The sequence below is a fragment of the Rhodococcus sp. NPDC060090 genome (genome assembly GCF_042729855.1).
Classification (GTDB): Bacteria; Actinomycetota; Actinomycetes; order Mycobacteriales; family Mycobacteriaceae; genus Rhodococcus.
The window spans coordinates 1-13,912 of sequence record NZ_JBHWXB010000010.1 but is presented as its reverse complement, the minus strand read 5'-3'; the positions used below and the strand labels follow the sequence as shown (position 1 = coordinate 13,912).

Annotated in this window: 13 protein-coding genes; 7 read left to right on the top strand and 6 right to left on the bottom strand. The window is 65.8% G+C overall.

Translation table 11 applies throughout. The features are described 5' to 3' along the window. Positions 1-6: 6 nt before the first annotated feature. From ACFWCF_RS14935 to ACFWCF_RS14920, 4 genes are all read right to left on the bottom strand, one after another. The gene (locus ACFWCF_RS14935) at positions 7-1,158 is read right to left on the bottom strand and encodes a serine hydrolase domain-containing protein (protein ID WP_378563062.1); all 1,152 of its coding nucleotides are present in this window, start codon (positions 1,156-1,158) and stop codon (positions 7-9) included. Between the two features lie 196 nt (positions 1,159-1,354). Further along, on the bottom strand, positions 1,355-1,861 hold the full coding sequence (locus ACFWCF_RS14930) for a DUF6764 family protein (RefSeq protein ID WP_378563059.1): 507 nt from the start codon (positions 1,859-1,861) through the stop codon (positions 1,355-1,357). Positions 1,862-1,975: 114 nt separating this feature from the next. Further along, the gene (locus ACFWCF_RS14925; RefSeq protein ID WP_378563056.1) at positions 1,976-2,989 is read right to left on the bottom strand and encodes a DNA polymerase domain-containing protein; all 1,014 of its coding nucleotides are present in this window, start codon (positions 2,987-2,989) and stop codon (positions 1,976-1,978) included. Positions 2,990-3,051: 62 nt separating this feature from the next. After that, positions 3,052-4,116: an ATP-dependent DNA ligase gene (locus tag ACFWCF_RS14920; RefSeq protein WP_378562632.1), complete on the bottom strand. Its 1,065-nt coding sequence runs from the start codon at positions 4,114-4,116 to the stop codon at positions 3,052-3,054. A 190-nt stretch (positions 4,117-4,306) separates the two neighbouring features. Between ACFWCF_RS14920 and ACFWCF_RS14915 the strand changes: the two genes are divergently transcribed. Next, positions 4,307-4,927: a hypothetical protein gene (locus ACFWCF_RS14915; RefSeq protein ID WP_378562629.1), complete on the top strand. Its 621-nt coding sequence runs from the start codon at positions 4,307-4,309 to the stop codon at positions 4,925-4,927. A 107-nt stretch (positions 4,928-5,034) separates the two neighbouring features. Then, positions 5,035-5,814, top strand: coding sequence for a 3'-5' exonuclease (locus ACFWCF_RS14910; RefSeq protein WP_378562626.1), 780 nt, complete (start codon positions 5,035-5,037; stop codon positions 5,812-5,814). Between the two features lie 8 nt (positions 5,815-5,822). Here ACFWCF_RS14910 and ACFWCF_RS14905 read toward each other — a convergent pair whose 3' ends face one another. Then, complete coding sequence (locus ACFWCF_RS14905) at positions 5,823-7,187, bottom strand: FAD-binding oxidoreductase (RefSeq protein ID WP_378562623.1); 1,365 nt, start codon at positions 7,185-7,187, stop codon at positions 5,823-5,825. 100 nt (positions 7,188-7,287) lie between these two features. On the opposite strand from ACFWCF_RS14905, the gene ACFWCF_RS14900 reads away from it, so the two are divergent. Further along, positions 7,288-7,971 carry a GntR family transcriptional regulator gene (locus ACFWCF_RS14900; RefSeq protein ID WP_378488519.1) on the top strand — a complete coding sequence of 228 codons (684 nt, stop codon included), beginning with the start codon at positions 7,288-7,290 and terminating at the stop codon, positions 7,969-7,971. A 9-nt stretch (positions 7,972-7,980) separates the two neighbouring features. On the opposite strand, the gene ACFWCF_RS14895 is transcribed toward ACFWCF_RS14900, so the two are convergent. Beyond that, complete coding sequence (locus ACFWCF_RS14895; RefSeq protein WP_378562619.1) at positions 7,981-8,859, bottom strand: LuxR C-terminal-related transcriptional regulator; 879 nt, start codon at positions 8,857-8,859, stop codon at positions 7,981-7,983. A gap of 124 nt (positions 8,860-8,983) precedes the next feature. Between ACFWCF_RS14895 and ACFWCF_RS14890 the strand changes: the two genes are divergently transcribed. From ACFWCF_RS14890 to ACFWCF_RS14875, 4 genes are all read left to right on the top strand, one after another. Next, the gene (locus ACFWCF_RS14890; protein WP_378562616.1) at positions 8,984-10,624 is read left to right on the top strand and encodes an acyl--CoA ligase family protein; all 1,641 of its coding nucleotides are present in this window, start codon (positions 8,984-8,986) and stop codon (positions 10,622-10,624) included. 36 nt (positions 10,625-10,660) lie between these two features. Next, positions 10,661-11,380 carry a TetR family transcriptional regulator gene (locus tag ACFWCF_RS14885; protein WP_054805532.1) on the top strand — a complete coding sequence of 240 codons (720 nt, stop codon included), beginning with the start codon at positions 10,661-10,663 and terminating at the stop codon, positions 11,378-11,380. A gap of 159 nt (positions 11,381-11,539) precedes the next feature. Beyond that, positions 11,540-12,697, top strand: coding sequence for an acyl-CoA dehydrogenase family protein (locus ACFWCF_RS14880; protein ID WP_054805533.1), 1,158 nt, complete (start codon positions 11,540-11,542; stop codon positions 12,695-12,697). A gap of 63 nt (positions 12,698-12,760) precedes the next feature. Continuing rightward, complete coding sequence (locus tag ACFWCF_RS14875) at positions 12,761-13,609, top strand: 3-hydroxybutyryl-CoA dehydrogenase (protein ID WP_378563053.1); 849 nt, start codon at positions 12,761-12,763, stop codon at positions 13,607-13,609. Positions 13,610-13,912 lie beyond the last annotated feature (303 nt).

Here is a 13,912-nt window from a genome sequence, read left to right as displayed (position 1 = left end):
GGGAACTCACGTCCTCCTGGCCAGGTCTCGTGCCTGCGCTCCGAGTCGGGCCAGGCGGAGATCTCCGAGCGGGATCGCGCCGGCACCGAGCCGGTTGGTGGTGAACGCGAGCGACAGACCCGAGTCGAGGTCGGCGAACGCTCCCGAGCCACCCACTCCGTAATGCCCGAGCGCGCCTCGTGGGCGCTCGGTGCTCGCGAATATCGGCTGGTGATATCCGAGTCGCCACGCCATCGGGACACCGAGGACGTAGTCGTTGCTGCGACGGCGCACCTTGTTCATCTCTGCAATCGTCTCCGGCTTCAGGAAACGCCGACCGTCGAGCGAACCGCCGGCCGCGATCGCCCCGTACATCCGCGCGAGCGAACGCGCTGTGAACACCCCGTTCCAGCCGGGCATGACCGCATCGTGCACCGCGGGATCACGGACGAGTTCGTCGAAACCCTCGGGCATTCCCGCCTCTGCGAGGCCCCGGGTCGGTCCGATCCGCGACAGCACCGATGCGCCCAGAGCCCAGTTCATCCGAATCGGATTGATCCGGGGAAACAGCGGTGCGATGCGGTGTCGTTCGCCGACGGGAACCCGGTACCAGAAGTCGGCGATGCCCAGCGGCTCGGCGATCTCCTGTTCGACCACGTCGACGAAAGGCTTCCCTGTGACCCGCGCGGCGATCTCCGCGACCAGCCAGCCGTACGTCACCGCGTGGTAACCCGACCCGCGGCGACGACGCTCATCGGGGCGGGCCGCAGCAAGTGCGGCAACCGTCCGGTCGTAGTCGAGGATTCCGTGGGTGCCGGGAACGAGACCGCGCACCCGGTGCAGCCCGGCACTGTGGGTCATCACCTCGGCAACGGTGATGGAGCTTTTGCCGCCCGCCGCGAACTCCGGCCAGTACTGCGCGACGGGAGCGAAGTAGTCGATCAGGCCGCGCTCGGCGAGCCTGTGCACGACGGTCGAGGCGACACCCTTTCCCGTCGAGAAACTCAGTGACATCGTGTCGCGGGCCCAGCGCCGGTTGCGACCGGCCCAACCCGCCCAGATGTCGAGAACCTTCTCCCCGTGCAGATACGCAGTGAGCGCCCCGCCTCCGTGCTGTGGCTCCTTGTAGAGGGCGAAGAATCGGTCGGCGAGTGGCAGGAACCGAGAGTCGACGTGCATCGCGGTCGGTGGCAGGGCCTGGACATCCCGCTCGCATGAATCCTGGCCCGGGTCTATCGTCCGTATGCTCATCGGCGCCTCCACTCGGATGTTTCCGACACGGTACGGGGTCGACGTGCGTCCGGGAAGGGCCTTACATACAGATTGTCGGCACCCCGGTGGCCACCGGCCACACGGCTGGCCGAGATCCGTCGGACTACGGCATCGTCGTGTACCTGAAGGATCCGTACACGACGCAGCCCTGGCCGGTCGTGACGTTCGCCGCCAGTGCCGTCTCGCCTTCGCACAGGACCGGATCGGTGGCGTCGCCGATGAAGGCCTGCGAGCCGGGGCCCGTCGCGACGAACGCGACGCCCGGCTGATCGAGCACACCGAGCGCGAGCGATCCGGCGCCCACGCCGATGGCGGCAAGCAGTCCCCCCGCACTTTCGGCAGCTCCGACACCACCGTCGAGACCGGCTGCACCGACTCGGGAGTCACCGCGTGAATCGGCGAATCCCACCCCGCCGCTCCCGTAACTCCATGCGCCTCCGGGACCCTCGGTGGTCGCGCCGCATGCTTCGGACCCGAGAATCTCGACGGATTCCGCCGGCGCGCCGGGAGGCGCCGAACACGTCAACGAATGCGCCGGCGCCGCGGTCAGCAGCGCTCCGCCGAGTGCTGCAGCCATCAACGCACCGACTGCCGACACCCGACCTGACATTTTCACCCAGGTCACCACTGCGGCCCTCCAACGCTGACGACGATCCATCTCGTGAGAGAGTCTAAAGAAGTTCGACGCGACGCGCTGTTCCGTGCGATAACGACCGGGTCTCGGTCAGGTCTTGTTTCCGCTGGTCCCACCACTGTTCAGATCCCGGTCACGACTCGGTTGCACACGCTTCGGTTCGCCGGGCATCTTCGGGTGGTTCGGTGGATACGGCAGATCACCGAGCCCCGAGGCCTCGTCGCGTGCGGCCATCTCCAGCAGAACATCGAGCGACTGCGCGGCATCGTCGAGCCCGGACATCGGATCGGGTCGCCGGGCCAGCAGCTCCGGCACCGTCGCGATCGTGAAATCGTCCGGCTCGGCGTCGGCGAGTTCGCCCCATGTCAGCGGCGTCGACACCGTCGCGATCGGAGTGCGCCGCACCGAATACGCCGATGCGATGGTTTTGTCGCGTGCGTTCTGGTTGAAATCGAGGAAGATTCGTTCGCCGCGCTCTTCTTTCCACCACGCGGTCGTCGCCCGGTCACCGCTGCGTCGCTCCACCTCCCGCATCAGTGCGATACCGGCACGACGCACCCCGACGAAGTCCCATTCCGGCACGATCCGGAGATAGATGTGGATACCGCGACCACCCGACGTCTTCGGGAAACCCGTCAAACCCAATTCGTCGAGCAACGGACGGACCACCTCGAGCGCGACCGCGCGTACGTCACCGAAATCCGTCCCCGGCTGCGGGTCGAGATCGATCCGGAGTTCATCCGGTCTGTCCGTGTCGCCGCAGCGCACTGCCCACGGGTGGAACGTCACGCACCCCAGATTCGCTGCCCACACCACATCCGCCGCCGACCGCACGCGCAGCGCATCGGCCGTGCGGCCGGACGGGAAGGTGATCTCACACGTCGATACGTGGTCGGGACGTTTCGCAGGCGCGCGCTTCTGATAGATCTCCTCCCCCTCGATGCCGTCGGGGAAACGCTGGAGGTGACTGGGCCGGTCTCGGAGCGCATCGAGCAGTGGCGCACCCGACGACGTCGTGAGCGTCCGGTAGTATTCGACGAGGTGACGTTTGGTGCCACCCTCCGTCCCGAGCCTGGGGAAGTAGATCTTGTCGGGGTTCGACATCCGCACGGGCACACCGTCGACGTCGAGTTCTTCTGCGGGTGATCGTTTCGCTGTCGCCACCGTCAGTTCTCCGTCCGGTCGAGTACATCGGCGAGGTCGTAGCGCACCGGCACCTCGAGTTGGTCGTAGGTACAGCTCAGTGGGTCGCGGTCGGGTCGCCAGCGGAGGAACCTGGCTGCGTGGCGGAACCTCATCGCCGTCTCGGGTGTTCCCTCCATCTGGTCGTACGCGACTTCGAGTACCCGCTCCGGACGCAGCGGGACCCAGCTTCGGTCTGCCGCCGAACGCCACCTCGTCTGTTCTCCATCGGCGACCACGTCGTCGCCCACGCGCAACGGTTGCAGTTCGGCGAGCAACTCTTGGCGTCTGACCGTGGTGAATGCGGATGCGCCGCCGACCATCGCGAGTTCGTCGCCGTGGTACATCCCCAGCAACAGTGAGCCGACCCCGTCGATGCTCTTGTGTTTGCGGTAGCCGATGAGCACGCAGTCGGCGGTCCGGGCATGTTTGAGCTTGATCATGTCGCGCTTGTCCGGGCGGTATATCCCGTCGAGCCGTTTCGCGACCACACCGTCGAGGCCTGCGCCCTCGAACTCCTCGAACCACCGCATGGCGGTCGCTGCATCGGTGGTCGCAGCGGTCACATGGCAACTCGGGCCGCCACCGACGGCCCGCTGTAGTCGCGCGCGACGCTCGGCGAACGGCTCCTCCATGAGGTTGTCCTCGCCGAGCGCCAGCACATCGAATCCGATGAACTGTGAAGGAGTTTCTTCCGCGAGCATCGCGACACGACTCGCCGCCGGATGGATCCGCTCCGACAGCGCCTGCCAGTCGAGCCGGGTACGTCCGCCACGTTCACGCGGTACGACGATCTCGCCGTCCACCGCACAGCGCTCCGGAAGTTCGACCCGCACCCGGTCGACGAGTTCCGGGAAATACCGGGCGAGGTCCTTGCCGCCACGCGACGCGAACACGACCTCGTCTCCGTCACGAAACACTATGGCGCGGAAGCCGTCCCACTTCGGCTCGTACGACCACTGCGCCGCACCGGATTCCGGTTGCTCCGGCACTGTCGATGCGACCTTCGCGAGCATGGGCGCTATCGGTGGAACGACAGGCAGATCCATGACCCTCATCGTTGCATCCGAATTCCCTGCGCGCGCCCGTTGCGACCGATCGTCCTCACCGTTCTCCCTTTTCAAAGGAGACGAGAACGCAGGTGATGCCGGTCATATCGAAGGCATTACACGAGGTAGAACCCCCTGATCGGCAACCTTGACGCGAACAGGATCCTGTCGTTCCGTACTCTCAGCAGCCATGATCACCTTTCGCCGTGCGGCCGGCATTGTTGTCGCAGCCGTTGCCGCAGTGTCGTTGATCGCCGGGTGTTCCAGCGACGTCGAATTCCGGGCCGTGCCCGAGGCCGGCTCCTCGGCGACCTCGACAACGGAATCGTCGACGACGTCGCCCAGCACGTCGCGCACCACCACCTCGGCACCGTCGACGACCTCCGGCAGCCCGTCGGCGTCCGATCTCGACCTGGAGGTCGACGTCGAGGTCGGCGACTGCGTCCTGCTCGGCGGCACGGTCGACGACGCGACGATCGAGGAAGCGACCTGTGGCAGCTTCGACTCCAACTACCTGGTCGTCGACGTCGTGACGGGCAGCTCGGAGTGCATCTCCGACCAGCAGTACTTCGAGTCCATCCGCGGCAACGAACTCGGTGCGTTGTGCCTCGACATCGACTGGCAGGTCGACGACTGCATGGATCTCGGTGGCGAGGACCCGAAGCGGATCGACTGCTCGGACACTGCCATCGAAGGCGAGATGGTCACGGAAATCCTCGAGGGCACCACCGACGTCAACGAATGCTCGATCTCCGACAGCGGGTTCGTCTACGAGGAGCGCGAGATGGTCGTGTGCGCCGACTCGTTCTGACGCTTCCGGACAGTCTCGACCCGGCCGCGGCGGGATGTGTCGGTGCCGGCAGACACAATGCCGAATGAACCGCCGACCACGCCCACCGAACGGATAGGGGACTGCGCATGACGCCTTGGCCCGACCGACCCCTCTGCGCGTTCGATCTCGAAACGACCGATCGCGACCCGAGGGCTGCCCGCATCGTCAGCGCGTGTGTCGCGACGTTCGACGGCGAGCGCATCGACTCGCGCACGTGGCTGCTCGACCCCGGTATCCCCATTCCGGCCGAGACCACCGCCATCCACGGCATCACCGACGAGCAGGCCCGGGCCGACGGCATGAACTATCACGCCGGATACCTCGAGATTCGGCAGGCGCTGCTCGACGCGTGGGCACGCGGGCACATCGTCGTCGCGTTCAACGCGAGTTATGACCTGACGGTGATGGACGCCGAAGGGAAGCGGCTCGGATTTCCTCCGCTCGAGTTCGGGTTGGTCGCCGATCCGTATGTCATCGATCGCGAGATGGATCGCACGCGGCCGGGTAAGCGCACCCTCGGCGCGGTGTGCGAGGCGTACGGCGTGATCCTGGCGTGCGCGCACGAAGCCGAGTCGGATGCGCTCGCCGCGGGCAATCTGGTCCGTGCGCTCGTCGTCCGCTTCCCGCAGCTCGCCGAGCTCGACATCATGGCCGATCAGGCCGCGTGGCATGCCGAGCGGCAACGGAACTTCGCCGAGTATCTCGAGGGCCTCGGTCGCGACACCACCGACGTCGACGGCAGTTGGCCGCTGCGCGGCGCGGGCGGCGTCGACGTTCTCGAACGCCCGGCGAGTACCGTCGCCGAGCCGTGGACAGCACGGCTCCGGCGGCGGTTTCGCGAATTCTTGCAGCGCTTTCGTCGGTAGCGGACCGGCTAGATTCCGCGCCCGGGATTGAGGATCGAGGTCGGATCGAATGCGGCCTTCACCTTGCTCATCAATTCGCGTTCCACCGAACCCACCATCTCCTCGAGGTAGGGCTCCTTGAGGACGCCGATGCCGTGTTCGCCGCTGATCGATCCGCCCAGTGCCAGGCATTCCGCCACCATGTCGTCGAACGCCTGCCGGGCCCGTGTCGTCTGGTCGACATCGGCGGCGTCGAACACGATGGTGGGGTGCAGATTGCCGTCGGCGGCGTGACCGAACGTGCCGATGACAAGGCGGTGCGTCGCAGCGATTCGTTCGATCGCCGACAACATCTCGGGCAGTCGCGGAATGGGGACTGCCAGGTCGTCGAGCAAGGTACTGCCCTGCCGTTCGAGTGCGGTCAGCGCGACCCGGCGGGCCTGCATGAATTCTTCGCCTTCGCTCGGGTCGTCGGTGTCGTATACCTCGGTTGCCCCGGTCTCGGTGCACGCGTCGGCGCATGCCTGGGCGGCGGCAGCGGCGTCGCTGCCGTCACATTGGACGAGCAGCAGAGCCCCGGCAGATTCGTCGAGGCCCATGTGGGTCATCGCGTTGACCGCGGCGATGGTGGTGCGATCCATCAATTCGACCAGGCACGGTTCGGCGCGGTCGCGGATCGCGAGCACTGCCTCGATGGCCTGCCCCGTCGACGGGAACGCCGCGACAACCGTCGACGCGGCCGTCGGCGCCGCCCTCAGCCGCATGGTCGCCTCGACGATGACCGCGAGAGTCCCCTCCGACCCGACGAGCAGCTGAGTCAGGTTCAGGCCGGCCACGTTCTTCCTGGTCACCGCTCCGGTGTGGATGATGCGTCCGTCGGCGAGCACTGCTTTGATCCGGGCGACGTGATCGGCGGTGACACCGTACTTTGCGCAGCAGGTTCCACCGGCGTTGGTGGCGAGGTTGCCGCCGATGGTCGAGATGGCACGGCTTCCGGGATCGGGTACGTACCAGAGTCCCTGCGCGGCGACCGCGGTCGCCAGGTCTGCGTTGATCACACCGGGTTGCACCGTCGCGGTCCGCGCTGCGACATCGATGTGGAGGATCGAGTTCAGTTTCTCGACGCTGAGCACGATGCATCCGTCGAGCGCATTCGCCGCTCCTGCCAGGCCGGTTCCCGCGCCACGGGTCACCACCGGAACACCGTGTCGGTGGGCCCACCGCAGGGTGGAAACCACGTCGTCGGTGTCGCGGGCCCGCACGAGGGCGAGCGGCATGCCCGCTTCGGTCAGGAGCGACTGGTCGCGTCGATACGCCGTCATCCGATCCGGGTCGGTGACGAGCGCGTCACCAAGGGTGGCACTCAGATCTTCGATGCTCGCAGAATCAACCATCGACAAATTGTCAGACAAGTACACTAGACAGTCAAGAGCGCACCGGGTGTTCACGTGGAAGAATCGCGCACCGATTCGACAGCGGAGGGAGGAACCGGAAATGACGGGACGGATCAAAGCCCTGTCGATCGTCGACGCCCTGACCGAGGAGCTGCGAAGACGTCTGTTCTCCGGTGAACTCGCGCAGGATGATGCACTGACCGAGGCCGAGGTCGCCCGCGCCTACGAGGTGGCGCGACCGACAGCGAAGGCCGCCATCGAGAAACTCGTCGGCGAAGGCCTACTTCAGCGCAGCGCCCACAAGACCGCGCGCGTACCGAACCTCGGGCCCGACGACGTCCGCGACATCTACCGCACCCGCGCACATCTCGAATCCATCGCCTTGCGACACCTCGCACGAAATGCACACCTTCCCGATCCTGCCGTCGCCGCCAACGGAGAGATCTCCGCGATGACGGACAGCACGCCACTGTCGATCGTCGAACCCGACATGCGCTTCCACACCGCTCTGGTCGACGCGATGGGCAGCCCCCGGACGAGTCGCATGTTCGGTTCCCTCGTCTCCGAGGTGCGGCTGTGCATGGTGCAGGTGCAGGGCCAGCACCTTCTGACCACGCAGAGCATCGCCGCCGAACACCAGCAGATCCTCGATGCGGTCGCCGCTGGAGACGGCGACGGCGCTGTCACGATCCTCTCGAAACACCTCGGACGCGCTCGCGAACGCCTCGTCGCGGCGCTCGGTGGCACTCCCGGCGCGGAGGCCGAACTTCCCGAGCCGGCCTGACGGATCGACTCAGGGCAACACACCCTGCCGACGCGCCTCCACCACCGCTTCATGGCGACTGTGCACCTCGAGTTTCGCCAGGATGTTACGCACGTAGCTCTTGACGGTTTCGAGGCTGAGAGCGAGACGTTCGGCTATCTCGGCGTTGCGGCAGCCCAAGGCCACATATCCGAGCACCTCCTGTTCGCGCGGAGTCAGGTGCGCTGTCGGCACCCGCGACCCGGAGCTCCCGAGCGCCCGCAGTTTGTCCTCGATCGCCTTCAACCGAGATTCCAGGTCCGGGTCGTCTGCTCCGGTCGCGAGCTCACGTAACTCCAGGTAGCTTTCGGTGATCGTGTCGGACACCGTCAGCGGGAGCCGCTCACCGTTTCCCATCGGGCTCCACGCTCCGACGTTGTCGAGCAGCGTCACCCGGCGATCCACCTCGTCGCGGATCTCGATCTCCCGCGCCAGTGCTCGCGCGGACTGCACGAGTTGTTCGGTGACGGTGTCGCCGATGGGCAGCGGCGTTCGGAGGCCCCCGTACATCGCCGCGCGGGTCCGCCCCCGCACGACGACGGGGACCGCCAGCAGCGACTCGATCCCCTCGCCGCCGACGGGCCTGTCGTAGTCGTGGGTGATGTGTCGCGACGCGAAGTAGTCGGCGACCGAACGGGGGCGCTGCTCGGCGATCGCCCTTCCGCCGAGCCCACGTTCGGAACTGATCACGAGATTACGGAGAAAGCGGCCACGGGTTCCGACGTAACCGGACAACACAAGGTCGGCGCCGTGGACGGTGCCCCCGAAAAGGATGGGCAGACCGGTCGACAGCTTCAAGGAACGCAACTCGGCGCGCAGGGTGTCGACGTCGCTCGGCCGGAGCAGGTCGGCACGGTTCGTAGTACTCACTTGTCGGCCCTCTCACTCCCAACACCCTCTTCCTAGGGTAGCGACGCCGATTCCGTGATTCGTAACCTCCACTGGATCCGGTGTTGCGACGATCACACGTGACGCCGCCTGTTCTGTTGTCCCGATGTCCCCGGAGGTTTCCGTGTCCACCGCACTCGACCACTCTGCCGCGACCGCCAACCACAGCCAGCTGAGCCCGCTGCGCTTCCTCGAGCGCTCGGCGTCGGTGTTCCCCGACCGCACGGCGATCATCTACGGCGACCGCCGGTACACGTATGCCGAGTTCGCCGAGGAGACCCAACGGCTCGCCCGCGTACTGAAGAGCCGGATCAACCCCGGCGACCGGGTGGCCTACCTGACGCCGAACGTGCCCGAGACGCTCATCGCGCACTTCGCGGTGCCGCTTGCCGGCGGTGTACTCATCGCGTTGAACTCCCGGCTCGCCGGTCCGGAGCTCGACTACATTCTCGGTCATGCGGAGGCTTCGCTGCTCTTCGTCGATTCCGAGTTCGTCGGCTCGCTCACCGACATCGATGTCCCGACACTCACCGATATCGTCGAGATCCCCGATTCGACGGTGCCGACGCCCGAGGTCCCCGCCGGTGTGGTCACCGCGCGCTACGACGAGTTCCTCGCACTTGCCGATTCGCTCGACGACAGCCCGCTGCCGTGGAGCGTCGACGACGAACTCGGCGTCATCACGCTCAACTACACCTCGGGCACCACCGGCAAGCCGAAGGGCGTGATGTATTCGCATCGCGGTGCCTACCTCAACTCGCTCGGCGAAACCTTCCACAACGGGTTCACCGGGCAGAGCAAGTATCTGTGGACCCTGCCGATGTTCCACTGCAACGGCTGGTGCACGCCGTGGGCGGTCACCGCGGCGGCCGGTACGCACATCTGCCTGCGCGCGGTGCGGGCCGATGCCATCTGGGATGCCATCGACAACCTGGGCGTGACCAACCTGTGCGGCGCGCCCGCGGTGTGCTCGACCATCGCGAACGCCGAGCAGGCGCGTCCGCTCGACCGGTCCCTGCACATCACCACGGCCGGTGCGCCGCCGTCGCCGACGGTGATCGCGCAGCTCGAGCAGCTGGGGATCACGGTCGTGCACGTGTACGGCCTGACCGAGGTATACGGGCCCTACACGATCTGCGAGTACCAGGAGTCGTGGGACGACAAGTCCGGTGACGAGCGCGCGGCACTGCTGTCGCGTCAGGGCGTCGGCATGTTGCAGGCCGAAACGGCGCGGGTGGTCGACGACACCATGAACGATGTGCCCGCCGACGGCGCGACGATGGGTGAGATCGTCCTGCGCGGCAACAACGTCATGCTCGGCTACTACAAGGACCCCGACGCCACCGCGGAGGCCTTCGCAGGCGGCTGGTTCCACACAGGCGACCTCGGAGTCATGCATCCGGATGGATACATCCAGCTCAAGGACCGCGCCAAGGACATCATCATTTCCGGCGGCGAGAACATCTCGACGGTCGAGGTGGAGCAGGCGATCATGGCGCACGCCGCAGTGATCGACGTCGCGGTGGTCGGTGTTCCCGACGAGAAGTGGGGTGAGCGGCCGAAGGCGTTCGTCATTCTGAAGGACGGGCAGACTGCGACTGCCGACGACATCATCGCCCACACCCGCAGCCTGCTGGCGGGCTACAAGGTGCCCCGCGACATCGTTTTCCCGCTCGAACTGCCCCGTACGTCGACCGGAAAGATCCTCAAATTCGAACTCCGCGCTTCGGAAACCACCCGGTCCTGACGTAACTCCCACGGCCACGTTGGATACTCGATAGTTATGTCGCCCGGAACAGCCCCCGCCCGTCGTTCCGAATCAACGGGACCGGACCCCGCACAGTTCCGGGTGCACGTCGTCTCACAGGCCATCAGGCTGTTCTCACAGAACGGCTACGAGTCGACGACCGTCGAGCAGATCGCGGCGGCCGCAGGCGTCTCTCGTCGCACGTTCTTCCGACAGTTCCGCTCCAAGGAAGACGTGATCTTCGCCGATCACGAGTCGCTGCTCGAGCAGGTGTCGGAATACTTGTCGCGTGATTTCGACGATCCGTGGGCTGCTTCCTGCGACGCGGCGCAACTCGTCTTCGGTTACTTCCGCGACCGGCGGGACCTGTCGGTGTGGCGGTACCGGGTCGTGCAGCGGGTGCCGGCGCTGCGCGATCGGGAACTCGTGATGACCTACCGCTACGAGCGGTTGTTCACGGATTTTCTGCGCCAGGCGGTGCCGGGTGAGAAGCCCATCCGGATCGTGAGCTTCGCGGCTGCGGTGACCTCGGCCCACAACTTCCTGTTGCGGGCGATGATCCGCGGTGACGACACCGCGACCGCGGAGGTCCTCGACCGGGAGTTGTACGAGATCAGACGCACGTTCGGGGTGGTTCCAGGCGCCGGCCCGACCTCACCTCCTGAGGCACCGCGTGCCGTGACGGTGGTGTCCTATCCAGCGGGAATGCCCCCCGACGAGGTCGCCGAGGAAGTGCGGCGCGCCCTCGGCGGCTAAGTCCCGTACGGCACTGAATCAACCCCCAACCGTTGACCTGGCACTCAGTGCCGTGGTTAGAATTGGGCGATTCCGCGACGTTGCGCTCTCCTCCCTGGATAGGGTGGGCGCAGATCCACCACTTGGTATGGCACCGCGTGCCGATTGGAGTTCGACCTCATGGCCCTCAACGCCGATTTCGATCTGTTCAAACTCAGCGAAGAGCACGACGCCCTCCGCGAGGCGATCCGTGCACTCTCCGAGAAGGAGATCGCGCCCTACGCGAAGGACGTCGACGAGAACGCCCGCTTCCCACAGGAGGCCCTCGACGCGCTCAACAAATCCGGCTTCAACGCCATCCACGTCCCCGAGCAGTTCGACGGCCAGGGTGCCGACTCCATCGCCGCGTGCATCGTGATCGAGGAAGTCGCCCGCGTGTGTGGCTCCTCGTCGCTGATCCCGGCCGTCAACAAGCTCGGCACCATGGGCCTGATCCTGCGCGGCTCCGACGAGCTCAAGACCAAGGTCCTGCCCGATCTCGTCAACGGCGCGATGGCGTCGTACGCACTCTCCGAACGTGAGGCCGGCTCCGACGCCGCATCGATGCGGACCCGCGCGAAGGCAGACGGTGACGACTGGATCCTCAACGGCTCCAAGTGCTGGATCACCAACGGCGGCAAGTCCACCTGGTACACAGTCATGGCCGTGACCGACCCCGACAAGGGCGCCAACGGCATCTCGTCGTTCATGGTCCACAAGGACGACGAAGGCTTCGTCGTCGGACCGAAGGAGAAGAAGCTCGGCATCAAGGGCTCCCCCACCGCCGAACTGTACTTCGAGAACTGCCGTATCCCCGGCGACCGCATCGTCGGCGAGCCGGGCACCGGATTCAAGACGGCTCTCGCGACCCTCGACCACACCCGCCCCACCATCGGCGCGCAGGCCGTCGGCCTTGCCCAGGGTGCGCTCGATGCCGCGCTCGCGTACGTCAAGGATCGCAAGCAGTTCGGCCGCCCGATCTCCGACAACCAGGGCGTGCAGTTCATGCTCGCCGACATGGCCATGAAGGTCGAGGCCGCCCGCCTGATGGTCTACACCTCGGCAGCCCGCGCCGAGCGCGGCGAAGGCAACCTCGGCTTCATCTCCGCCGCCGCCAAGTGCTTCGCATCCGATGTCGCCATGGAGGTCACCACCGACGCCGTGCAGCTGTTCGGCGGCGCCGGCTACACCACGGACTTCCCGGTCGAGCGCATGATGCGCGACGCCAAGATCACGCAGATCTACGAGGGCACCAACCAGATCCAGCGCGTCGTCATGTCGCGCGCTCTGCTTCGCTGACGCAGGTCGGTTAGGTTTGGACCAGCTCGAACATCACACTGATCAGGAGTCTTCGTAGTGGCTGTGGAAAAAGTAGGCGTCATCGGCGGCGGCACCATGGGTGCCGGTATCGCAGAGGTGTGCGCGAAAGCCGGTAGCGACGTGCTCGTCAAGGAGACGACCGAGGAGTTCGCCGAAGCCGCGCGCGAACGTCTCTCCAAGTCGATCGGACGCGGCGTCAAGTCCGGCAAGATCACCCAGGAGGACGCCGACGCGATCCTCGCCCGCATCAAGGTCACGCTCGATATGAGCGAGTTCGCCGACCGCGACCTCGTCATCGAGGCAGCACCCGAGATCGAGTCGCTGAAGGCCGAGATCTTCGCCGAGCTCGACAAGGTCGTCAAGCCCGAGGGCATCCTCGCGACCAACACGTCGTCGATCCCCGTCATCAAGATGGCACAGGCGACGCAGCGTCCCGGCAAGGTCGTCGGCGTGCACTTCTTCAACCCGGTGCCGGTGATGCCTCTCGTCGAGGTCATCTCGGCACTGACCACCGACGAGACGTCGGCCGACACGGTGTTCGACTACGCCAAGAACACTCTCGGCAAGACGGCGGTTCGCGCGGGCGACCGCGCTGGCTTCATCGTCAACGCGCTGCTCATCCCGTACCTGTGCGACGCGGTACGGATGCTCGAATCAGGTTATGCAACAAAGGAAGACATCGACGCCGCAATGAAGGGTGGCTGTGGTTACCCGATGGGACCGCTGACGCTGCTCGACACCGTCGGCCTCGACATCGCGCTCAACGCCGCACAGTCGCTGTACGACGAGTTCGCTCAGCCGAACTATGCGCCGCCGGCGCTACTGCGTCGAATGGTCGAAGCGGGCCGTTTGGGCCGCAAGACCGGTGAGGGCTTCTACAGCTACAAGTAGTCAGCTACAAGTAGTCCCCAGCAATATCTGTCGAGTCCTGTCGGTCCACTCCGGACCGGCAGGACTCGCATTTGTTCCACTCCTTCATATCTCACGATCGATCCCACCTGCACGGACATATACAACCCGAACGAAAAGTTGCACCTGTCCGAAGCTGTTGCGGCAATCCACGACCTGGACCTGAAAGCCCCTCCACCCGCTCTGCTATCCCGGGGCTTTCACGGAAATAACGAGCCGACCGAGTGTTGAAAGCAAAGAATGGTGCCCTGAACTGCGAAGATATGGCTTGTCTAAGGTCATGTC

Coding starts and splice junctions, on each gene's coding strand:
- ACFWCF_RS14890 (WP_378562616.1), top strand. CDS start 8,984: ATGTCCCCGGAGGTTTCCGTGTCCACCGCACTCGACCACTCTGCCGCG.
- ACFWCF_RS14930 (WP_378563059.1), bottom strand. CDS start 1,861: ATGTCAGGTCGGGTGTCGGCAGTCGGTGCGTTGATGGCTGCAGCACTC.
- ACFWCF_RS14925 (WP_378563056.1), bottom strand. CDS start 2,989: ATGTCGAACCCCGACAAGATCTACTTCCCCAGGCTCGGGACGGAGGGT.
- ACFWCF_RS14885 (WP_054805532.1), top strand. CDS start 10,661: ATGTCGCCCGGAACAGCCCCCGCCCGTCGTTCCGAATCAACGGGACCG.
- ACFWCF_RS14935 (WP_378563062.1), bottom strand. CDS start 1,158: ATGCACGTCGACTCTCGGTTCCTGCCACTCGCCGACCGATTCTTCGCC.
- ACFWCF_RS14910 (WP_378562626.1), top strand. CDS start 5,035: ATGACGCCTTGGCCCGACCGACCCCTCTGCGCGTTCGATCTCGAAACG.
- ACFWCF_RS14900 (WP_378488519.1), top strand. CDS start 7,288: ATGACGGGACGGATCAAAGCCCTGTCGATCGTCGACGCCCTGACCGAG.
- ACFWCF_RS14880 (WP_054805533.1), top strand. CDS start 11,540: ATGGCCCTCAACGCCGATTTCGATCTGTTCAAACTCAGCGAAGAGCAC.
- ACFWCF_RS14905 (WP_378562623.1), bottom strand. CDS start 7,187: ATGGTTGATTCTGCGAGCATCGAAGATCTGAGTGCCACCCTTGGTGAC.
- ACFWCF_RS14915 (WP_378562629.1), top strand. CDS start 4,307: ATGATCACCTTTCGCCGTGCGGCCGGCATTGTTGTCGCAGCCGTTGCC.
- ACFWCF_RS14920 (WP_378562632.1), bottom strand. CDS start 4,116: ATGGATCTGCCTGTCGTTCCACCGATAGCGCCCATGCTCGCGAAGGTC.